The organism is Sphingobacterium sp. JUb56, from assembly GCF_014191365.1.
Taxonomy (GTDB): Bacteria; Bacteroidota; Bacteroidia; order Sphingobacteriales; family Sphingobacteriaceae; genus Sphingobacterium; species Sphingobacterium anhuiense.
The window spans coordinates 1,432,522-1,454,089 of sequence record NZ_JACHWL010000001.1 but is presented as its reverse complement, the minus strand read 5'-3'; the positions used below and the strand labels follow the sequence as shown (position 1 = coordinate 1,454,089).

The following is a 21,568-nucleotide window of genomic DNA, read 5'->3' as shown; positions in this document are numbered from 1 at the left end:
TTTGATTCAATTATTGTAGTATTAAAAAAATGTGATATTCAGCTGATGTTTAACTCTCAGATTCATATCGTGAAACAGTGGTAATGCCGCGCACTTGTTTAAGCGTTTTCATGAGATTTTCCAATTGTTCTGTATCATTTACAAAGACCATAATATGCCCTTCAAAGATTCCTTCGTTACTGGTAATACTTAAGGAGCGGATATTAACTTTAAACTCCTGAGATATGACGGTGGTGATCTTATTGACCAAACCAACATCATCGATACCGACAATACGTAATCCAGTCAAAAAAGATACATCTGTTTGGGATGTCCATTTAGCCTTCATAATGCGGTAACCGTAGTTCGCCATTAATTTGGATGCATTTGGACAGCTGGTACGGTGTATTTTTATACCGTCGTTTACAGTTAAAAATCCAAATACATCATCTCCAGGTATTGGGTTACAACAAGGAGCAAGGGTGTAATCGATTTTCTGCAAATCATCGCCTAACAAGAGGGTATCCTGATCTTTTTTACTGAACTTCTCTACTAAACCACCAATATGTGTATTAAATTGGGTGTTTTGCGTACTCAGTGTCGCATCGTTGTTTTTTTCGTGCGCCACAAATTCGCGCAATTGTTTAATATCAACGAGTCCTTTGGCTACATTATAAAACAGATCCTGCGAACTTGGAAATTTAAGGAAATTCGCAATTTTATTAATATTATCAGTGTTATAGGTAATCTTTAACGTTTTCAGCTTACGCTCCAGAATTTCTTTACCATCTTCCGCCACACGACGTCTTTCTTCTTTCAGTGAAGAACGGATTTTGGATTTTGCTTTTGCTGTCACGACAAAATTCAACCAGTCTTCTTTTGGTGTCTGTTTGCTCGATGTTATGATCTCTACTTGATCACCATTTTGCAAAACATGACTTAAAGGCACCAATTTATGGTTAACTTTTGCACCGATACAGGTTGCTCCGATATCCGAGTGGATTTCAAAGGCAAAATCTAATGCAGTGGCTTCATGTGGCAGTTGAATAAGGGCTCCTTTTGGCGTGAAAATAAAGATCTCATCGGAGAACAAATTCATTTTAAAGTCGTCCACAAAGTCCAGTGCATTCTGTTCCGGATTGCTCAGTACATCTCTAATTTTTTTGATCCACTGGTCTAATCCACTGTCCGAATTGGATTCTTTATATTTCCAGTGTGCCGCAAAACCTTTCTCCGCAATTTCATTCATGCGGCTGGTTCTGATCTGAACTTCAACCCATTGACCACGAGGTCCCATAACCGTGGTATGCAGGGATTCATACCCATTACCTTTAGGTGATGATACCCAGTCTCTTAGACGGTCGGGGTTTGGTCGGTACAGGTCGGTTACAATAGAATACACTTTCCAACACTCTGTTTTTTCACGCTCATCATCGGTATCGATGACAATACGGATCGCAAATAAATCGTAAACCTCTTCGAAAGGAATCGATTTTTTACGCATCTTGGTCCAGATAGAATGAATGGATTTGGGTCTGCCGAAAATTTGCGCCGTTATACCTTGTTCCTGTAATATTTCTTGCACAGGCTGAATAAAGTCGGAGATAAATTTCTCTCTTTCCGCCTTTTTTTCGTTAAGTTTTCGAGCGATGAACTTGTAGGTGTCGGGATCTGTGAACTTCATGGATAAGTCTTCCAATTCAGACTTGATCGCATATAAACCCAGTCTATGGGCCAATGGCGCATATAAATAACTGGTTTCTGAAGCAATTTTCAATTGCTTATCACGTGCCATAAATTCCATGGTACGCATGTTATGCAGGCGATCCGCTAGTTTGATCAAAATAACACGGACATCATCTGCCAATGTTAATAACATCTTACGGAAATTTTCTGCCTGCATGGAACTGTTCGGATCAAAAATTCCTGAAATTTTTGTCAGTCCATCAATAATACGACGCACTTTTTTACCAAACATCTGCTCGATCTCATCGAGTGTAATATTGGTATCTTCAACCACATCGTGTAAGAGGGCACAAACTATTGAAGTTGTACCTAAACCAATTTCTTCTGCAGCAATCTGAGCTACGGCAATCGGGTGGAAAATATAAGGTTCGCCAGATTTTCGACGCATTTCTTTGTGACTTTCTAATGCGAGATCAAATGCTTTTCTGATCATCTGCTTGTCACCTCGTTGCATCGTTGGTTTACATGCGCGTAGTAATGCTCGGTATCTTTTACGTATTTCTTTATTTTCTGCTTCTATATCAATCACATAATCTTTCATAAACTTGCAGTTGCATTATGATTTTAAAAATACATTTCTTAAATTAGTTATTGTTAATTTAAAGGAATAAATAGTAAACCCGATTTATTTTTATTAAATGTAATAATTTTTTAATACTATTGACAAAAAAAGACAATTTTTAAATTGTAATGATCAGAATAAACTTACGCTGGATACTATCTTTACTTGCTTTTATCCCTTTTTTTGGGATGTCTCAAGCACTGACAGTACCGCTCTACGGGGAGGGGCAGCAACAAGTAATTGAAGAGTATAATATGACCACATTAGAGAGTGGCGAGAGGCTTCCTTGGTTCTTAATTCCAGAGGTCAAAATATCAAAACCAAGAATATGGACTTCGGAAGATGCTAAAAAACAGTACCTAAGGCTAAGACGAAATGTGTTAAGGGTATTGCCTTATGCTATTTTTGCTCAAAAAAGATATGATCAGTTAGACCGGGAACTTGCATTGGTTTCTGATAAAAAAGAACAGAAAAAGCTGATCGAAACATGTGAGAATGAAGTGAAGTCGATGTTTAATCGGGAAATTAAAAATATGAGTATTACACAGGGGAAAATTCTCATTAAACTTATAGACCGACAGACAGGACATTCGAGCTATGAAATGGTGAAACAGATGAAAGGTGGGTTATCTGCTTTTTTATACCAAGGGGTAGCTAAAATATTTGGACATAACCTAAAAAGTACTTACGATCCGAGAGAAGATTTTGAAATAGAAAATATCATTAGAGAATTTCAAAAAACGAGGAGAGATCCACAGTATTTTTAAAAATTATTAATTTATGAAGACAGTTTATGATTTTAAAGCCCTACAGTTCAATGGTCAAGAAAAATCATTAGCTGACTATAAGGGAAAAGTATTGCTCATTGTAAATACGGCCAGCCAGTGCCTGTTTACGAGCCAATTTAAATCCTTAGAAAAACTTTACCAGACCTATAAAAATGATGGTTTTGAAATTCTTGCTTTCCCATCTAATAATTTTGGAAAACAGGAACCACTAACTGGTTATACGTTAGAGACTTTTTGTAAAATTAACCAACAAGTTCATTTTTCTGTTTTTAAACGTACGCATGTGATTGGCGAATATGCCTCGCCCTTGTATCGTTATCTTGCTCAAAAGGAGGAAAATGGACATGTTTCGAGTAAACCACTATGGAATTTTCACAAATATTTGATCAATAAAAATGGAGAGGTAGTAGACTATTTTTACTCAACAACCTCACCAACGGCGTCTAGAATCAAAAAACGTGTTGAGCAATTATTATCTGAAGGGTAGAAAGAACGAAATGTTTACTACTTTTGTCTATATTTAGTTGGTTAAACATTGAAAATAGACTCGCATGATAAAACTTGATTTATTAGTAATTACTGTGCATCCGGATGATGCAGAATTAGGGGCCGGAGGTACAATAGCAAAATATGTTGCTGCGGGTAAAAAAGTAGGTATTGTAGATCTTACGAGAGGGGAACTTGGTACTCGCGGTACTGCTGAAACCAGAGATCGTGAAGCAAACGATGCAGCAGCAATATTGGGCTTAACGGTAAGAGATAACTTAGCGCTACGTGATGGTTTTTTCAATAATAGTGAAGAAGATAAGCTTGCTGTCATTCAGGCGATCCGTAAATATCAACCAGAAATTATAATCACAAATGCCATTACTGACCGCCATCCTGATCATGGCAGAGCAGGTCACATGGTGAATGAAGCATGCTTTTTGGCAGGTCTAAGGAAAATAGAAACGATAGCAGACGGAATTTTACAAGAAGCTCACCGTCCTAGATTGGTGCTGCAGATGATTCAGGATTATTATATTAAACCTGATATTGTACTGGATATCACGGATTATTATACGATTAAGGAAAAATCAATATTAGCGTATAAAACACAGTTTTATACAGGCGAAGAAACGAATCTCGACGAACCCCAGACCTATATTTCTAATCCCGATTTTATGGAATCTACAGCTGCAAGGGCGCGAGAATTTGGTAGATCGATACAGGTAAAATATGCTGAAGGGTTTACGGCAAAGAAAATATTAGGTGTTGATGATATATTTCATCTGATTTAATTTAAAATAATCAAATAAAAGCCGTTTCTTTATTATATTAAGAAACGGCTTTTGCTTTTACAGCATATATTACATGAAAAATCAACAATTCTCGCTACTGGATCGAATAAAAAGTTTTGCATATGCATTCAATGGTTTCAAAATACTGTTGATAGAAGAACATAATGCGCGTATTCATGTAGCGGCAACTATTGTGACCATTGTTGCTGGAATTTACTTTGATATCGCTGCGATTGAATGGATGATCATCTTACTCTGTATTGGTGCTGTTTTTGCGCTTGAAATAATTAATTCCGCTATTGAAAATCTTGCGGATCTGGTTTGTCAGGAAAAGAATGATTTTGTAAAAAAAGCGAAAGATCTAGCAGCTGCCGCAGTATTAACAGCAGCGATCGTTTCTGTGGTTATAGCAATGTTCATTTTTGTTCCAAAAATAATGGCGATATGGTTTTAATTAGGGCTTACGAGCTACGGGATCGGGATGTCGTACTCAATATTATGCAAGAAAATATTCCAGCTTACTTTGCTCAGGATGAAAAAGAGGATTTGAAGTATTATCTGGATTTTGAGATGCAGCAGTTTTTTGTTCTTGAAGTAGACAATAGAGTGGTGGCATGCAGTGGCATTACCGTTGAGCCGGAAGAGCATAGGGCTGTAATCTGTTGGGATATGGTCCTTCCTGCAGAACAGGGTAAGGGATATGGCAAAAAGTTGCTGGAACACCGTATAGCAATTTTAAAAGAGCTGAAAACGATCGACCGCATCATTGTCCGTACTTCGCAACGTACTTATCTATTTTATCAGAAAAATGGCTTTGTTTTAAACCAGATTGTAAAAGATTATTGGGCGAAAGATTTTGACTTATACAGTATGGAATTGCTCTCTTAATCAAGTAAATTAAATAAAAAAGAGATCAATATAAAAAGAGGGATAATTAGAGCGGCAATGATATTGAATCTGAATTTTGGAATTTGGTTTTTACGGTATAAGAAAACAGATTCTACTATTAAATAGATAATCCATAGCAGCAAAAAGATTCCCATATAAAAAATTATAGCTAAGCTATCGGCTGTACCGCAACGTCTATTTGGATCTAACTGGGACAAACCGATGGGAATGGCCATAAATAAAAGAATGATCAATGCGACTATTCTGATTAGAACGTGTTTTGTCATACAATCTTTTTTTATTAATACACATACATAAAAAAAGGTAACCTTTCTGGTTACCTTTAGCTGTTTTTTACAATCGAAATTGTTATTTCTTTTTGTCAATTTTGTAAAGACGTCCTAAATCTGTAATGGCATAAAGCGCTCCATCTTTACCTTGTGTGATATCTCTGAAGCGTTGTCCTTCTTTTGCTAATAACCTTTCTTCGCCTACGACTTTATTATCTTTAATAACTAGACGGGCAATATGCGTACTGCTTAGTCCACTGATGAATAGATTGTTTTTCCATTCAGGAATGGCATCTCCTTTATAGAATGTAATACCGCTAGGTGATAATACGGGATCCCAGTAATAAACCGGTTGCTCTAATCCTTCTTTTTGTTGGATAGGTTCTCCAATTTTTTCACCACTGTATTCTAAACCGTAAGTAATGATTGGCCAGCCGTAGTTTTTGCCAGGCTCGATACGGTTTAGTTCATCTCCACCGCGAGGACCAAATTCTGTCTCCCATAAATCACCCGTTTCAGGATGAAGTGCCAATCCTTGAACATTTCTATGTCCATAACTGTAAATTTCTGGTCTTACATCTGCTTTCCCTGCAAACGGATTACCCGCTGCTGGAGCGCCATCTGTTGTTATTCTAACAATCTTGCCTAATCCTGATTTTAGATCTTGTGCCTGAGGTCTGGTGGCTAAATCTGAACGTTCACCCGTACTTACAATTAAATTGCCTGATTTATCAAATAGGATACGCCCACCATAATGTAGTTTACCTTTGTACTTTGGTGTAGCGCGGTAAATAACTGCGACATTTTCAACTGTCTTCTCATCTGCGGCTAATTTTCCTTTACCGACAGCTGTTAGGTTTCCTTCAGCACTTGGCTCAGAAAAAACAAAATAGATCATTCGGTTTGTTTCAAAATTAGGATCTATCGTTAGTCCCAATAAACCACCTTGACCATCTGTATCCACTTTAGGTAGACCTGTTATCGGTTCAGAAACTTTACCGTCAGCAGTTGCTATTCTAAAGGTTCCTTCTTTTTCGGTAATGAGTAAACGTCCATCCGGCAAAGAAGCAATTCCCCAAGGAGACTTCAATGTTGTATTGAGTACAACTCCTTCAAATGGTGTAGTCGTTTTTACAGCAGCGATACGGGTCTGGCCTTCAAAGGCAGGTTTATATTTTGTATTTGCCTCATTCGTTTCTACAGGAGGATATATACTATCTACTGTATTATTGTTCGTTTCAGCACCTGTAGTACCGTTAGAACAAGAATATAATGCGAAAGAACTAATCAGGATTGTGGATAATTTACTTTTCATAGACAAATTGAATTGTTTCATATCATATAAAAATATAAATAATTTATTTAAAAATTACATGCAAAGCGTTTTATCATGAAATAAAGCCTTTTACATACTGACGTGTAATTTCATGTTTGGGATTTAACAGTACTTCTTCTGTTTTTCCAAATTCAAGAATTTCGCCGCCATAAACAAAAATGATATAATCAGAAACACGGCGTGCCTGTCTCAGAATATGCGTAACCAACACAATGGTATAATCTTTCTTGAGTTCAATAAGTAGATTTTCGATCGTCTGCGTCGATATTGGATCTAATGCAGAGGTTGATTCATCGCCTAATATAATCTCAGGCTTGACGGCAAGCCCACGTGCCAGGCATAGACGCTGCTGCTGCCCAATGGAAAGTCGCGTAGCGGATTGATCCAGCCGATCTTTCACCTCTTCCCAAAGTCCGACATTCTTCAACTGTGTTTCTACGATCTCATTTAATTCCTTTTTTCCTCTTGTCCCATGGATGCGAGGGCCATAAGCGACATTGTCATATATCGACATCGGCAATGGAAATGGTTTTTGAGAAAGTAAGCCCATTTTTTTTCGAATATGTGTTACTTCGGCATTTGGGGCATATATATCTTCACCATTGACAAATACAGAGCCTGACACCTGAACTCCTTTCGTATCATCAATAAGCCGGTTTAAGGTTTTCAGTAATGTCGTTTTCCCACAACCAGAGGGACCAATGATCGAGGTAATGCTGTTATTAGGCAACGACAGATTGATGTTTTTCAAAATATGATGACCGTCAATATGAATATTCAAATCCTGTATCTGAATATGCGGTTGAATAGCCGGTCTTACAATTTGTGTTTGTTCTGTTTCGATGATAGGATGTGCGTGCATATGACAATAATTAGAATAATAAAAGTTAAGATAAGTGCTGATGCGTAAGCACGGCCTTGAACTTCTGGAATAGGACTGCTCAACTGGAAGAAGATCGCTAATGGCAATGTTGCGGCGGGTTCGTCAATATAACGGGGTAAATTGTCGCTAAATCCTGTTGTTAACAAAACTCCGGCAACATCTCCGATAGATCTTCCAAATGCAAGTAAGATTGCGGTAAATATTCCTTGTTTAATGTGTAAAATAAAAACTTTTGCGACTTCCCATTTGGTCGCACCTAAAGATAAAGTAACATGTTTTAAGTCTGTGGGAACTGTTTTGATGATTTCATCGACAGTTCGCACCACAATTGGTATTGTTAGCAGTGTAATGGTGATAATTCCACCTAAAAGGGATGCGCGGATGCCAAAATAAACCATGATGGTAAATCCTACAGCTCCATATACGATAGAAGGAATTCCGTACAGGATATCAAACATTAATTTCGAGTATTGCGCTAGTCTCGATGATGTTTTGATGTATATATTTAAGTATAAGGCGATCGGCACACCGATTAAGGTTGCCAATGTAGTTGCTACACCTGCAAGGTATAGGGATCCTAATATTGCATTTAAAATACCACCTTCTTTACCCATGTAAAAGCCACCCTTTGGTAATTGACTCACCATTTCCCAAGATAGATAAGGCAACCCTTTATATAGGATGGTGCCGATTATAAAAAAAAGTGAACCGGTGACCAACATTCCGGAAAGATGCATAAAACCTTTTGCAACTTTCTCTTTAAAAAGTCTTGTTTTAAGATTATCCATTATGCTTGCCCTCCAATCTGTTTAATATGATGCGTGAAATGAGATTGAATCCGAAAATAATAACAAAAAGGAGTAAGGCTGAAAACATCAGTGCCGAATCGTATAATGGTATTGACATCATTTCCCCAAAATTGTTTGCAATGAGTGCGGGAATAGGATAACCAGCATCAAATATGGATGTCGGTATTTTAGGAACATTACCGCAGACCATCAAAACTGCAATTGTTTCGCCGAATGCTCTGGAGATCGCCAATACAATTGCGGCTATTATACCAGGTTTTGCTCTTCTAAGTATGACTTTTTGGGCAGTTTCCCATTTGGTAGCGCCCAAAGACAGTGATGCTGCTTTAAGTTCTGCCGGTACCGTTTTTAAAACCTCGACCATAATACTGATCATGATCGGGAAAATCATCACTGCGAGTACGATTCCTCCAGCTAAAACAGTGTAGCCCGAAGTAGAAACCGCAAAAATGGGCGCAATATAAGATTGTATTGCAGGTACGATAAATAATACACCCCAAACCCCGTATAACACAGGAGGAATGGCTGCCAGAACATTGATAAGCGGTAATATGACATTTTTCAAGGTCTCTGACGCATACTCTGTTAAGTAAATAGAGGTTAAGATACAAAGTGGGCATGAAATCAATAGCGCAACCAATGTGACACTTAGTGTGCCCATAATAAAAGGTAGGAAACCAAAACTTCCTTTCATAGGTGCCCACACATGATTTGTCAATAGTTCAAGAATGTTAAACGATTCAAATAAGGGTACTGATTTAAAAGTCAGTCCGATACCGATTATAATGACCACTGAAAGTGAAATGAGCAACAAAACAAAACTGACCTGTTTTGCGATTGCATTTTTTAATAACCTTGTTTTTAGCATATTACAGTTTAATCAGTTCTTTATTAATTAACGACTCTGTTAATGGCACATATCCATTTTCCAATAAATAACTCTGCGATTTTTTCTTTAGCACAAATGAAATGAATTCTTTGACGAGCAAATTATCAGGCTTCCCTTTTGTGATAAACGAAAGATCTCTGGCTGGTGGGCTAGGGTAATGGTTGTTACTGACAGCATCCGTTAAATCATCTATGGTACTATAAAAATCTTCGTTTTCACTGATCTGCCCATCTGCATTTAGATCGATTGGCAAGACATCAATTTTATCCATTACTTTTTTTGTTTTTAAGTCATAGACGTAATTGATGTTGTTAAATCCTATGGCATTTTTATCGTCTTTAATTGCCTGTGCAATTCCTGGATCACCAAAGATTCCCACGCCTTTTAAATCCTCCTGCTTACTTTTAAAGAAATTGGCCCAAGTTTCGGCGGCACCGGCGGCATCAGCACGTGTGTACACGATCACCGGATCTTTTGAAAATCGCGCGTCGATCTCGTTCCAGGTTTTATATTTTTTATTGATAAATATATTTTTGAGTTCCGCATGGGTCAAACCACGTTCTTTAAGTAAGGTATAATTTGGATTTTCAGCATTAATGGTACAGATCACAGCATCTTTAGCAACATGGATAGGAAAGGCGCCTTTTGCTATTTCCTGTGGATGAAGATCGCGGGAAATAAGTCCGATGTCGACCATACCGGTCAATGCATCTGCAATTCCTTTGCCTGCTCCGCCAGCTGAAATATTAAAACGCACATGTGGATGTTCCTTTTTAAACTCTTCACTCCATAAGACTACTAAAGGATAGAGTGCAAACGCTCCAGATAAGGAAATATTACCTTCAAATCCTCTTTCTTTTGTATAGCCATTCTCTATTTTAGGAGCACACGCGTTATTCGTAAGTAACAACAATAAGCTTAATATAAGTATATTACGGTTGTTTTTTTTCATTTTATCTATCTCTATAGGATTGGTCTACAATAATATTTTTGACAAATATATATTAATTTAATAGATTTTATAGATTATATAGTTTTTTTTTCTACTTTTGAACCAAATAGAAGAGAATACAGACCAATAAATAGAATTTCAGCATATGCAAAGTTTCCGTACAGAGCTTGAAAACCCTGTGGTTGAGCAAGAGATTATTGATTTAGAAAAGAAAATTAGACTTTTTCAGGAAGGGAAAATTACGGATGAAAAATTTCGTTCATTGCGCCTTGCAAGAGGGGTTTACGGTCAACGTCAACCTGGAGTGCAAATGGTGCGTATTAAATTACCTTTTGGAAAAGCAACTTTCAAACAAGTGATTAAAATATCTGATGTATCGGATGAATATGCGATTCGTAATCTGCATATCACGACCCGTCAGGATATTCAGATACACTTTGTTAGTCTAGATCGCACACCAGAGTTATGGGCCAAATTGGCAGAGGATGATATTACTTTACGTGAAGCCTGTGGTAATACTGTGCGTAACGTAACGGCATCACCTACAGCCGGAATAGATCCAAAAGAACCTTTTGATGTTTCTCCGTATGCGCAGGCCGTTTTCGAATTTTGTTTAAGAAACCCGATCTGTGCGGAAATGGGTCGTAAATTTAAGATGTCATTTTCTTCATCAGATGATGATACTGCTTTTTCATATATCCATGATCTTGGCTTTATTCCTAAAATACAGCTTATTGATGGTAAAGAAGAACGTGGTTTTAAAGTTCTGTTAGGTGGTGGATTGGGTTCTCAACCTTTTCTAGCGCACTTGGTACATGAATTTTTACATGAAGATCAGTTGATTCCGTTTGTTGAGTCTTCTTTACGTGTATTTGACCGCTATGGCGAGCGTAATAATAGAAATAAAGCACGCTTTAAATACCTGATCCAAAAATTGGGTATTGATGAAGTGTTAAGATTAATTGCTGAGGAACGCGTTGCTAATAATGTAAAATCTTTTCAGATCAACCGCGATACGATCACGCAACCGACTCCACCGGATACGGATGCCGTGGAAAGTTTATCTTTGGATTTAGATCCGGATTACCTGATCTGGAAGTCAACAAATACTTTTGAGCAAAAGCAGCAAGGTTTTTATGGTGTATTTGCTAAAATATCTACGGGTGATCTTCCAACTGAAAAAGCACGAGTTTTGGTTGCTGGACTGGAAGGTCTGGTTGCCGACGAAGTTCGTTTCACTCAGAATCAGGGATTGTTGCTTAAGTATGCTACCGAGAAAACGCTTCCTCATATTTTTAAATTATTGACGAAGCTTGAGTTGGCTTCTCCTGGATTTGAAAGCACGTCTGATGTGACGACCTGCCCAGGAACGGATACATGTAATCTGGGTATTTCAAACAGTACAGAGATGGCACGGGTTATTGAGTCATACATTCGTGATTTTTACGCAGATTTTGTTTACAACCGTGAACTGAAGATCAAAATTTCAGGCTGTATGAACTCTTGTGGACAGCATGGATTGGCGCATCTGGGTTTTCATGGAAGTTCTGTAAAAGCAAACGGTAAAGTCGTTCCTGCTGCACAGGTCATGATCGGTGGTGGTACTGTTGGTGATGGTGTAGGTCGTGTGGCCGAAAGAATTATCAAAGTACCTACCAAAAGAGTGCTGCACGTGGTTGACCTGGTTTTAACGGATTATAAAAAGAATGTTCAGGAAGGTGAAAACTTTCATGCTTACTATGACCGTCAGACTAAAAACTATTTCTACACCTTATTGAAACCTCTTGCTGATCTAACAACATTATCTGATGATGAATATATTGATTGGGGTCATCAGGAGACTTTTGAAACAGCGATCGGTGTGGGTGAATGTGCGGGTGTCATGATTGACCTTGTTGCTACTTTGATCTTTGAAGCTGAAGAAAAAAGAGCTTGGGCGGTTTCTGCTCTTGAGGAGAAAAAGTATGCGGATGCTATTTATCATGCCTACAGTACTTTTATAGGTTGTGCTAAAGCATTATTATTGGATAAAGGTGTTAATGTGAGTTCACAGCATGCTGTGATCCAGGAGTTCCAAGCGCAATTTGTGGGACAACATATTTTTGAATTGGAAACTACGTTCCCAGAACTGGTTTTGCAAATAAATAAGAATGAGCCTACTCCAGAGTTTGCTGAAAACTACCTTGAGAGCTTGAATACATTCTTTAACGCTGTGTATGAGTATAGAAATGCGGTGAAAGTTAATTAATGAGGAGGATAGAAGATGAATATTAAACCAAAAGTAACTTTGGTCGGAGCGGGTCCTGGTGATCCTGAATTGATCAGCTTAAAAGGTATAAAAGCGATAAAGGCAGCGGATGTAATTTTATACGATGCTTTAGTGGATGAGAGTTTATTGGATTTTGCCAGTGCAAACTGCACGAAGGTATATGTTGGGAAAAGAGCGGAACAGCTTTCTACTTCACAGGATCAGATCAACCAGTTACTGGTCGATTATGCGCTGACTCATGGTCATGTGGTGCGATTAAAAGGCGGAGATCCATTTGTATTTGGACGTGGTGGTGAAGAACTTGATTTTATTAATCAATATGATATCGAAACAGCGGTTATTCCGGGTATTTCCTCTAGTATCGGATTAACAGGCCTCCAAAAGATTCCTTTAACTTATCGTGGTATAAGTGAAAGTTTTTGGGTGATAACTGGCTCTACAACTGAAGGAAAACTCTCAGAGGACTTATATGCAGCTGTTAAAACAAATGCAACAGTAGTGGTGCTGATGGGATTTGGTAAGCTAACAGAAATAGTCACATTATACAAACAGCATGGTAAAGAAAATCTGCCTATTGCATTGATTCAAAATGGCTCTATGCCAAATGAAAAAATTATTATCGGTACGATTGACGATATACTGGACGAAACTCAGGAAAAACGCATTGGTGTACCGGCTATTATTGTTTTGGGCGAAGTTGTTTCTAAGCATCCGAATTTTAAACATATTATAGAAAAATACGCAACTGTTTAAATGAATACGCTATTTCCAATTTTTGTCAAGCCAGATCAGATTCACATTTTATTAGTGGGAGGTGGACCGATCGGGTTAGAGAAATTTCAAGCAATCATTCAGAATAATGATAAAGCGCATATAACAGTAATTGCGACTAAAATATGTCATGAATTTAAAATCATCATGACGCAATATAAGCATATCGTTTTTGAAGAGCGTGATTTTGTGGAATCGGATCTTGATGAAAAACATCTCGTGATGCTGGCAACAAACAATCATGAACTTAATGATCAAATAAGAGCGTTAGCGAGTTCAAAACATATTTTGCTAAATGCGGCAGATAAACCGGAACTATGTGACTTCTATCTTGGATCGATCGTTAAAAAAGGTAATTTGAAAATTGCGATTTCAACGAACGGTAAATCCCCGACAATTGCAAAAAGAGTAAAGGAGTTTTTACAGGAAATGCTTCCTGAGGAGATTGATGAAACATTGGAATTGATGAGCCAGTTGCGGAATCAATTAAAAGGTGATTTTCAGTCAAAAGTCACGGCGCTGAATAAACATACAAAATCATTAATTGAGAGAGATGGAAATTAGTGGAATTAAAGAACTTTTATCAGGAAAACAGGGAGCGGATCTGCTTCAGGTTATTACTGAACAATATCCTGATCAGGTTGTATTTTCGACATCTTTCGGTATCGAAGATCAGATTATTACAGATTGGATAGGAAAGAGCAAAGTGAATATCAAAGTTTTTACTTTGGATACGGGAAGACTTTTTAAGGAGACTTATTCGTTATGGAGCAGAACTGCTGAGCGCTATGCGCTAAAAATTGATACGTACTACCCGAATACCGAAAAGGTTCAGGAATTTGTTTCTGAAAAGGGGCCGAACTCATTTTATGAGTCTGTTGAAAATAGAAAATCTTGTTGCTACATACGCAAAATAGAGCCTTTACAGCGGGCTTTGCGAGGTGCCAAAATTTGGATAACAGGAATTAGAGCGGAGCAATCGGCGAATCGTCACGATATGGAGTATATCGAGTATGATGAGGGGAATAATATTATCAAAATTCATCCGCTATTTGACTGGACTTTTGAGATGGTTACCAATTATATTAAAAGCGAGCGTATACCTTACAATATACTGCACGATAAGGGTTTTCCGAGCATAGGATGTGAGCCCTGTACCCGGGCTGTTCAGGAGGGTGAAGATTTTCGCGCCGGCCGATGGTGGTGGGAAGATCAGAGTAAAAAAGAGTGTGGATTACATGTGACAACAAAATAAAGCAAGATTAAATGGATTATTTAGATCAACTAGAAGCAGAATCAATCTATATATTACGTGAAGTGGCCGGGCAATTTGAAAATCCTGCGCTCTTATTTTCTGGTGGAAAAGATTCTATTACTTTGGTTCATTTGGCATTAAAAGCATTTAGACCGGGTAAATTTCCTTTTCCACTGGTGCATATTGATACAGGTCACAATTTTCCGGAAACCATTGCATACCGCGATTGGTTAGTAGAACAGATCGGTGAAAAACTGATCGTAGGACATGTGCAAGATAGTATCGATGCTGGTAAAGTTGTTGAGCAGAAGGGAAAAAATGCCAGCAGAAATGCTTTACAGACGGTGACTTTACTGGATACAATTGCTGAAAATGGTTTTGACGCCTGTATTGGCGGGGCACGTCGTGATGAGGAGAAAGCAAGGGCTAAAGAACGTGTATTCTCTGTTCGTGATGAATTTGGACAGTGGGATCCGAAGCGCCAACGTCCTGAATTATGGAATATCTTTAACGGAAAAATCAATAAGGGCGAAAATGTCCGCGTATTTCCAATATCAAACTGGACGGAACTGGATGTTTGGAATTACATCAAACGGGAGAATATTAAACTTCCAAGTATTTACTTCAGTCACGAGCGTGAAGTGATCACCCGGAATGGCCAATTAATGGCAGCTGCGTCTTTCTTAAACATCGATGAAGAGGATGTTGTGGAAACAAAATCGGTGCGATTTAGAACAGTCGGTGATATGACCTGTACTGCAGCTGTGGACTCGCAGGCTACTGCCTTAGATGATATCATTGCAGAAATAAAAGCCTCTACAGTAAGTGAGCGTGGTGCCCGAATGGATGATAAAGTTTCTGAAGCGGCAATGGAAGACCGAAAAAAACAGGGATACTTCTAAGGAGCAATGCAATAAGGTTTGGTGACTAATACAAAAATCTAGAAAATGAAAATTTTAAAATTTATAACGGCTGGTTCTGTTGATGATGGTAAAAGCACATTGATCGGCCGTTTATTATATGATACAGATTCGATACTGGACGATCAACTGGAAGCGATAAAAAAGGCTAACCGCAAAAATAATGATGGGACTGTGGATCTAGCAATTTTGACCGACGGATTGAAAGCTGAACGTGAACAGGGAATTACGATCGATGTTGCTTATAAATACTTTCAAACAGAGCACCGCAAATTTATCATTGCTGATGCACCGGGACACATACAGTACACATGCAATATGATAACAGGGGCTTCTAACTCTGATCTCATCATTATATTGGTCGATGCGCGTAAAGGGGTTATTGAGCAAACAAAGCGTCATTCTTTTTTAGCAAAACTACTTGAACTTAAAAAAGTTTTAGTGTGTATCAATAAAATGGATATGGTGGATTATAGCCAGGAAGTGTTTGAAAACATTAAAGCTGATTATCAGACCTTAGCGGAACGTTTAAAATTGACTGATGTTGATTTTATGCCGGTTTCTGCACTGAAAGGTGACAATATTGTGCATCCTTCGGAACATTTGACTTGGTATGAGGGACCTTCTTTATTGTCTTATCTCGAGACGATAGAATTTAAAGAGGCAGATCAGCAAGCTTGGCGTTTACCGGTACAATGGGTGGTAAGGCCACAGACTGAGGAGTTACATGACTACAGGGGATATGCTGGACGTGTTGTTGGTCATGGTCTAAAAGTAGGAGATGATGTGCTAATTTTACCTTCTTCTATTAAAAGTAGCATCAAAAGTATTGAACTGGCTGGAGTAGATCTGCAGGAAGCGGAAGATGGCCAGTCGGTTATTGTCCATCTTGCAGATCATGTTGATATCAGCCGTGGTGATACCATTGTAACGGCTCAAAATTCGGGTCTGGTGGAACGTAATTTTGAAGCGAATATCTGCTGGTTTGACAACAAGGCTCTGGATACGAATCAAATTTATTTGTTTCAGAATTTCGGTAGAACGACAAAAGTGAAAATAAATGAAATCATTCATAAAGTGGATATCAACAACCAGGAATATAAGTATGGTGAAGGGATAGCTCTTAATGATATAGGCCGTGTACAGATTAAGGCCGCTGAAGATATCTCGTTTGATCTTTACCAGGATCACCAGGCAACCGGCAGGGGCATTATCATTGACCCGCGCACTAACTTAACAGTTGCGGCTGTTATGATTGAAAGCGTTGCTTAGCAGGCGAGGGGGATAGAAAGTCAAGTAAATTACTTTTTAATTAACATGAAAAAGGGTGGCCAATAAGGCCACCCTTTTATCATTAACATTTTTTATTCTTATTTCCAACCTCCACCTAAGGCTTTGTATAACACTAATTGATTTAAGATCTTTTCTTCTAGAATATTGACCTGCTCAATTTGAGCAGCAAGGGATTCTCTTTGACTGGTGATGATCTCTAAGTAATTGATACGGCCTGCCAAAAATAAATCATGAGCGGAATTTACGGATGATTCTAAGGCAACGACTTGTTCATTTTTGTGCTGAAAGCGTTCAATAATATGATCTTCTGTCAGTAAGGCATTGGATACTTCGTTATAAGCCTGTAAAACAATCTTCTCGTAATTCAAGAATGAAATACCAAAATTTCCTTTGTACTGTTCATACTGCGTCTTTAATTCTCTTTGATTAAAAATCGGAGCTGTAATGCCACCGAATAAACCGTAAGTTGCCGATTTATTGATGTCAATCAGTTTATCGAAGCTAAATGAATTTAAGCCGATAAAAGGAGATAAGACTACTGCGGGTAAAAAAGCAGCTTTCGCAGCATGAACTTCATGCATGGCCGAAACCATCTGATGAGAGGCTTCGCGGATATCTGGTCTCAGTGCAAGCATTAATGCAGGATCTCCAGAAGCCAATTTATCAAACAGGTGTACTTCTTCCAGCTGAATTGCAGTACGTTCAATAGGCTGATTCACACGTCCAATAAGGAAATTGATGTGATTTTCGAGAATACTGATTTCTTGCTTTGTCTTAGCACGATCTGACTTGGAGTTTGCTAGAATAGCTTTAAACTGCTGAACAGCTAATTCGGTCGCTCGACCCGCTTCTTTTTGTACTTCAATAATAGCTAAGGCTTTTTCCTGCAGTTTTAGATTTCTTTCAAAGACTGCTAACTGATTATCCAGACTGATGAGCTGATAGTAGGCAGAACCAATATTGGTCACCAATTCGGTCGCAATCAATTGCTTTGCTTCAAGCTGTGCTAGATAATTCTCGTACGATGACTGTCTCAGATTTTTTAATTTGCCCCATACATCGATTTCCCATGAACTGCGCAGTCCTACAAAATAATCTGGAATAGCAGGTGATGGAATCTTTTCGTCTGATTTTAAGTTTTCTGAAAAGTTACTATCGTAGTTACCAATGCCTTCTTCTGTATAAAAGCCATACTTTGTCAAACCTGCGCCAACTTCAGCATTTACTTTTGGAAATAGCGCAGCTTTTTTCTGTTTGAAGCTTGCTTGAGCAATCTCAATACGCTTTATCGCCATTTGTAAATCATAGTTATACAGTAATGCTGAATCCACAAGGGCAATCAGTTTTTTATCTTCAAATACTTTTCTCCAAGAAATCTGACCTATCGAACTATCGGTTTGCACATTTGCCGGCGAAAATTTTTCGGGCAATGCTGTCGCTTGCATTGGTGTCAGCTTTTTAGGAACAGAACAGCTCGATATTAAAATAACAGCAAGCACAACAGAAACTACTGTTGCTAATTTCTTCTTCTTAACTTTTGTTGTTCTTTTTGAACAGAGAACATAAAGTGCAGGTATAATCAAAACACCGATTATGGTTCCGATCAACATACCTCCAACGGAAGCGGTACCAATTGTTCTGTTACCGATAGCACTTGCTCCAGAGGAGAACATCAATGGAATAAGTCCCGCCACAAAGGCAAATGATGTCATTAAAATTGGTCTTAGACGTGCTATCGCGCCGTCGATCGCGGCCTCCACAATGGACATACCCTGTTTGTTTTTGAGTACTGCATATTCGACAATCAAAATCGCATTTTTCCCTAAAAGCCCAATCAGCATGACGAGTGCCACCTGTGCATAAATATTATTTTCTAATCCCAATAACTTTAAGAATAGAAACGCTCCGAACATACCGGCGGGAATACATAAGATAACAGGTAAGGGCAAGAAGAAACTTTCATACTGCGCCGCCAATAGTAAGTAAACAAACAATAGTACTAAGGCGAAAATGTAAATAGTTTGATCGCCAGAAGCAATCTGTTCTTTAGTCATACCTGACCATTCAATACTATAGCCTTGCGGTAAGCTCTTCGCAATCTCCTGAATGGTTTCAATTGCTTGTCCGGTACTGAATCCAGATGCCGGCTGCCCATTGATCATGGCGCTTGTAAACATGTTATAGCGTGTAATCTGTTCCGGTCCAAATACGCGCTTCATGGTAATAAAGGCTGAGTAAGGAACCATTTCGCCATTATCGGTTTTCACAAAAAGATTTAAAACATCTTCGGGCTGTTTCCGATAATGTGCGTCTGCTTGCACCATTACTTTATACATCTGTCCATAACGAATGAAATTGGTGGCGTAGAAGCTACCCATAAGTGTTTGCAATGTATTCATTGCATTATCAACAGATATTCCTTTCTTGGCCGCTAAATCGTAGTCAATTTCCAACATATACTGCGGAAAGTTAACGTCAAATCCTGAAGAAACGCTTTCTATAGCTTCGCTGGCGTTTAGTTTATTCATGAATTCTTCCAATACAACAGCCGTTTTATTGAGATCTTCAGTTCCTGTTTTATCCAGTAAACGAACCTCAAAACCTGCGGCATTACCAAAACCGGGAACGGTAGGCGGAGGGAAGAACTCGATCTGTGCATCTGCGATATGTGCTGTTTTTTCTTTGAGTTCATTCATCACATCATCAACTGTCTGCGCACGGTCTTCCCAAGCTTTTAAATTGATCATTCCCATACCGTAGGATGAACCTGATACTTCTGTCAAAATACTATATCCGGCAAGAGTTGATACCGTTTCTACGGACTCTAAACTTCTTGATATACGATCTACTTCATCTAACGCTTTCTCTGTTCTATCAACTGTGGCTCCTGGAGGTGTTGTGACACTGACATAGACCATACCTTGGTCTTCCGTGGGAATAAAACCGGATGGTAGGATCGCACTTGTTCCCCAAGTTGCTACAAAAGATAATACCAGAACAAGTACTGTAAGTCCGCGACGGCTTACGGTTTTCGATAAAAATCCACGGTATTTTCCAGCTAATTTGTCGTAAGCTTGATTGAATTTTTTAAAGAAACGTGTCATCCAGTTATTTTTCTCTTTCTGATCGTGCGGATTCTTTAACATGATCGCACAAAGTGCGGGTGTTAATGTCAGGGCATTGATGCCGGAGATAATAATAGCTGAGGCCAATGTGAGCGAAAACTGTCGATAAAAAATACCGACGGGTCCATCAAGGAAGGCTACGGGTATAAATACGGCTGACATGACCAAAGTGATCGCAATTACAGCAGTACCCACTTCTTTCATTGCCGCTAACGTGGCTTCCATAGGTGGAAGATTTTCCTCTTCCATTTTGGCAAATACGGCCTCGACGACGACAATACCATTGTCAATTACAATTCCGATCGCTAATACGAGTGCAAATAGTGTCAATAAGTTGATTGAGAATCCGAGCATCTGCATACAGAATAGTGAACCGATCAAACTCACTGGAACAGCTAAGATCGGGATCAATGTCGCTCTAAAATTCTGTAAGAATATAAATACGACAATAAACACCAATAAAAATGCTTCAAGCAGGGTTTTGATAACACTGGATATCGATGCATCTAAAAAGCGGGAAACATCATAACCCATTGTATATTTCATACCTGCCGGGAATGTGGCTTTTTGTAATTCCGCCATTCTATCTTTAACACGTTTGATAACATCTTGTGCATTGGATCCCGGCAATTGCTTTAACATGATGGAAGCCGAAGGTCTACCATCAGTTTTAGAAACCATTTCGTAATCTAATGAGCCGAATTCGATCTCAGCAACGTCTTTTATACGGATAATAGAACCATCTGCATTTGCCCGAATAGGTACATTGGCATATTCTTCCGGTTCCGAGAATTTTCCCGGATAACGAAGTACATACTGTTGCATATTGACCATTTTATCCGAGCTTATACCCGTTTGACCAGGGGCAGCTTCGATATTTTGTTTACGAAGGGAAGCAATTAGTTCGTCGGTTGAGATGTTGTAAGCCGCTAACCGATCAGGTTTAACCCAAACACGCATCGCGTAATCACGCATACCCATAATCTGAGCAAAACCAACGCCTTCAATACGCTTGAGTTCCTTTAAAACATTGATATCTGTAAAATTGTAAATAAAGCGTTCATCAGCAGTTTCATCTTCAGTATACAGATTGAGATACATCAACATACTGTTTACCTCTTTTTCTGTGGTAACACCTGCGCGTGTCACTTCCTCGGGAAGCTCATCTAATACTGTTGTTACCCGATTCTGCACATTTACTGCGGCAATATCGGGATCAATTCCAACTTTAAAAACGACTTGAATGAGTGTTGTTCCATTGTTAGTGGAAACGGTATTCATCGAGGTCATACCTGCAACACCGTTGATCGCACGTTCCAGCGGAATGGCAACAGCATTGGTACTGACTTCCGCATTTGCTCCTGTGTAATTTGCGGTAACAACGACCGACGGAGGGACAATATCTGGAAACTGGGTAACAGGTAGTGTAAATAAGGCCAATAATCCTAGTAACGTTATAAATAATGAAATTACCAACGATAGGATAGGCCTTTTTATATAAACATCAAACATAAAATATTTTTAAAACAAAGT

The 21,568-nt window shown here is 38.6% G+C and carries 19 protein-coding genes; 11 read left to right on the top strand and 8 right to left on the bottom strand.

From position 1 onward, the window contains the following. Nucleotides 1-49: 49 nt before the first annotated feature. The gene (locus FHR29_RS05840; RefSeq protein WP_132768198.1) at nt 50-2,266 is read right to left on the bottom strand and encodes a bifunctional (p)ppGpp synthetase/guanosine-3',5'-bis(diphosphate) 3'-pyrophosphohydrolase; all 2,217 of its coding nucleotides are present in this window, start codon (nt 2,264-2,266) and stop codon (nt 50-52) included. 149 nt (nt 2,267-2,415) lie between these two features. Between FHR29_RS05840 and FHR29_RS05835 the strand changes: the two genes are divergently transcribed. From FHR29_RS05835 to FHR29_RS05815, 5 genes are all read left to right on the top strand, one after another. After that, on the top strand, nt 2,416-3,054 hold the full coding sequence (locus tag FHR29_RS05835) for a DUF4294 domain-containing protein (RefSeq protein ID WP_183913043.1): 639 nt from the start codon (nt 2,416-2,418) through the stop codon (nt 3,052-3,054). 13 nt (nt 3,055-3,067) lie between these two features. Continuing rightward, a complete protein-coding gene (locus FHR29_RS05830) occupies nt 3,068-3,562 on the top strand; it encodes a glutathione peroxidase (protein WP_021188193.1) in 495 nt (164 codons plus the stop codon). A 67-nt stretch (nt 3,563-3,629) separates the two neighbouring features. Continuing rightward, nucleotides 3,630-4,355: a bacillithiol biosynthesis deacetylase BshB1 gene (gene bshB1, locus FHR29_RS05825; protein ID WP_168127053.1), complete on the top strand. Its 726-nt coding sequence runs from the start codon at nt 3,630-3,632 to the stop codon at nt 4,353-4,355. A gap of 73 nt (nt 4,356-4,428) precedes the next feature. Next, a complete protein-coding gene (locus tag FHR29_RS05820) occupies nt 4,429-4,809 on the top strand; it encodes a diacylglycerol kinase family protein (RefSeq protein ID WP_183913041.1) in 381 nt (126 codons plus the stop codon). Further along, on the top strand, nt 4,800-5,243 hold the full coding sequence (locus FHR29_RS05815; RefSeq protein ID WP_183913039.1) for a GNAT family N-acetyltransferase: 444 nt from the start codon (nt 4,800-4,802) through the stop codon (nt 5,241-5,243). Before FHR29_RS05820 ends, FHR29_RS05815 begins: the two co-directional genes overlap by 10 nt. Here FHR29_RS05815 and FHR29_RS05810 read toward each other — a convergent pair. The 6 genes from FHR29_RS05810 to FHR29_RS05785 form a co-directional block, all read right to left on the bottom strand. Continuing rightward, entirely contained in the window at nt 5,240-5,530 is a 291-nt protein-coding gene (locus FHR29_RS05810; RefSeq protein ID WP_183913037.1) for a hypothetical protein, read from the bottom strand. The two genes, FHR29_RS05815 and FHR29_RS05810, sit on opposite strands and share 4 nt — an antisense overlap. An 82-nt stretch (nt 5,531-5,612) precedes the next feature. Then, entirely contained in the window at nt 5,613-6,848 is a 1,236-nt protein-coding gene (locus tag FHR29_RS05805; protein WP_183913035.1) for a PQQ-dependent sugar dehydrogenase, read from the bottom strand. A 73-nt stretch (nt 6,849-6,921) separates the two neighbouring features. Beyond that, on the bottom strand, nt 6,922-7,731 hold the full coding sequence (locus tag FHR29_RS05800; protein WP_132768206.1) for a phosphate ABC transporter ATP-binding protein: 810 nt from the start codon (nt 7,729-7,731) through the stop codon (nt 6,922-6,924). Next, nucleotides 7,686-8,540, bottom strand: a complete 855-nt coding sequence (locus tag FHR29_RS05795) for a PstA family ABC transporter permease (protein WP_183913033.1) — start codon at nt 8,538-8,540, stop codon at nt 7,686-7,688. The genes FHR29_RS05800 and FHR29_RS05795 overlap by 46 nt, the downstream gene beginning before the upstream one ends. Beyond that, complete coding sequence (gene pstC / locus FHR29_RS05790; protein ID WP_183913031.1) at nt 8,533-9,429, bottom strand: phosphate ABC transporter permease subunit PstC; 897 nt, start codon at nt 9,427-9,429, stop codon at nt 8,533-8,535. The genes FHR29_RS05795 and pstC overlap by 8 nt, the downstream gene beginning before the upstream one ends. Before the next feature lies 1 nt (nt 9,430). After that, nucleotides 9,431-10,402: a PstS family phosphate ABC transporter substrate-binding protein gene (locus FHR29_RS05785; protein WP_168126589.1), complete on the bottom strand. Its 972-nt coding sequence runs from the start codon at nt 10,400-10,402 to the stop codon at nt 9,431-9,433. 145 nt (nt 10,403-10,547) lie between these two features. On the opposite strand from FHR29_RS05785, the gene FHR29_RS05780 reads away from it, so the two are divergent. The 6 genes from FHR29_RS05780 to FHR29_RS05755 are packed head-to-tail and all read left to right on the top strand — an operon-like array spanning nt 10,548 to nt 16,889. Further along, nucleotides 10,548-12,650 carry a HEPN domain-containing protein gene (locus FHR29_RS05780; RefSeq protein ID WP_183913029.1) on the top strand — a complete coding sequence of 701 codons (2,103 nt, stop codon included), beginning with the start codon at nt 10,548-10,550 and terminating at the stop codon, nt 12,648-12,650. A gap of 15 nt (nt 12,651-12,665) precedes the next feature. Next, a complete protein-coding gene (gene cobA, locus FHR29_RS05775; protein ID WP_183913027.1) occupies nt 12,666-13,424 on the top strand; it encodes a uroporphyrinogen-III C-methyltransferase in 759 nt (252 codons plus the stop codon). Then, nucleotides 13,425-14,006, top strand: coding sequence for a bifunctional precorrin-2 dehydrogenase/sirohydrochlorin ferrochelatase (locus FHR29_RS05770; protein ID WP_132768216.1), 582 nt, complete (start codon nt 13,425-13,427; stop codon nt 14,004-14,006). Beyond that, nucleotides 13,996-14,697 (top strand): phosphoadenylyl-sulfate reductase, encoded by a 702-nt coding sequence (locus FHR29_RS05765; RefSeq protein WP_183913025.1) that lies wholly within the window; start codon nt 13,996-13,998, stop codon nt 14,695-14,697. Before FHR29_RS05770 ends, FHR29_RS05765 begins: the two co-directional genes overlap by 11 nt. An 11-nt stretch (nt 14,698-14,708) precedes the next feature. Then, nucleotides 14,709-15,599 (top strand): sulfate adenylyltransferase subunit CysD, encoded by an 891-nt coding sequence (gene cysD, locus FHR29_RS05760; RefSeq protein ID WP_132768218.1) that lies wholly within the window; start codon nt 14,709-14,711, stop codon nt 15,597-15,599. Nucleotides 15,600-15,644: 45 nt separating this feature from the next. Beyond that, complete coding sequence (locus FHR29_RS05755; protein WP_183913023.1) at nt 15,645-16,889, top strand: sulfate adenylyltransferase subunit 1; 1,245 nt, start codon at nt 15,645-15,647, stop codon at nt 16,887-16,889. Nucleotides 16,890-16,987: 98 nt separating this feature from the next. Here the strand turns inward: FHR29_RS05755 and FHR29_RS05750 are convergent, their stop codons facing one another. Further along, the gene (locus FHR29_RS05750; RefSeq protein ID WP_183913013.1) at nt 16,988-21,547 is read right to left on the bottom strand and encodes an efflux RND transporter permease subunit; all 4,560 of its coding nucleotides are present in this window, start codon (nt 21,545-21,547) and stop codon (nt 16,988-16,990) included. Nucleotides 21,548-21,568: the final 21 nt, after the last annotated feature.

Bases quoted from the DNA above. Each gene is read 5' to 3' on its own strand.
- cobA (WP_183913027.1), top strand. From the start codon at position 12,666: ATGAATATTAAACCAAAAGTAACTTTGGTCGGAGCGGGTCCTGGTGAT.
- cysD (WP_132768218.1), top strand. From the start codon at position 14,709: ATGGATTATTTAGATCAACTAGAAGCAGAATCAATCTATATATTACGT.
- FHR29_RS05805 (WP_183913035.1), bottom strand. From the start codon at position 6,848: ATGAAAAGTAAATTATCCACAATCCTGATTAGTTCTTTCGCATTATAT.
- FHR29_RS05810 (WP_183913037.1), bottom strand. From the start codon at position 5,530: ATGACAAAACACGTTCTAATCAGAATAGTCGCATTGATCATTCTTTTA.
- FHR29_RS05800 (WP_132768206.1), bottom strand. From the start codon at position 7,731: ATGCACGCACATCCTATCATCGAAACAGAACAAACACAAATTGTAAGA.
- FHR29_RS05780 (WP_183913029.1), top strand. From the start codon at position 10,548: ATGCAAAGTTTCCGTACAGAGCTTGAAAACCCTGTGGTTGAGCAAGAG.
- FHR29_RS05820 (WP_183913041.1), top strand. From the start codon at position 4,429: ATGAAAAATCAACAATTCTCGCTACTGGATCGAATAAAAAGTTTTGCA.
- FHR29_RS05755 (WP_183913023.1), top strand. From the start codon at position 15,645: ATGAAAATTTTAAAATTTATAACGGCTGGTTCTGTTGATGATGGTAAA.
- FHR29_RS05765 (WP_183913025.1), top strand. From the start codon at position 13,996: ATGGAAATTAGTGGAATTAAAGAACTTTTATCAGGAAAACAGGGAGCG.
- FHR29_RS05770 (WP_132768216.1), top strand. From the start codon at position 13,425: ATGAATACGCTATTTCCAATTTTTGTCAAGCCAGATCAGATTCACATT.
- FHR29_RS05750 (WP_183913013.1), bottom strand. From the start codon at position 21,547: ATGTTTGATGTTTATATAAAAAGGCCTATCCTATCGTTGGTAATTTCA.
- FHR29_RS05785 (WP_168126589.1), bottom strand. From the start codon at position 10,402: ATGAAAAAAAACAACCGTAATATACTTATATTAAGCTTATTGTTGTTA.
- FHR29_RS05795 (WP_183913033.1), bottom strand. From the start codon at position 8,540: ATGGATAATCTTAAAACAAGACTTTTTAAAGAGAAAGTTGCAAAAGGT.
- FHR29_RS05840 (WP_132768198.1), bottom strand. From the start codon at position 2,266: ATGAAAGATTATGTGATTGATATAGAAGCAGAAAATAAAGAAATACGT.
- FHR29_RS05815 (WP_183913039.1), top strand. From the start codon at position 4,800: ATGGTTTTAATTAGGGCTTACGAGCTACGGGATCGGGATGTCGTACTC.
- FHR29_RS05835 (WP_183913043.1), top strand. From the start codon at position 2,416: ATGATCAGAATAAACTTACGCTGGATACTATCTTTACTTGCTTTTATC.
- FHR29_RS05830 (WP_021188193.1), top strand. From the start codon at position 3,068: ATGAAGACAGTTTATGATTTTAAAGCCCTACAGTTCAATGGTCAAGAA.
- pstC (WP_183913031.1), bottom strand. From the start codon at position 9,429: ATGCTAAAAACAAGGTTATTAAAAAATGCAATCGCAAAACAGGTCAGT.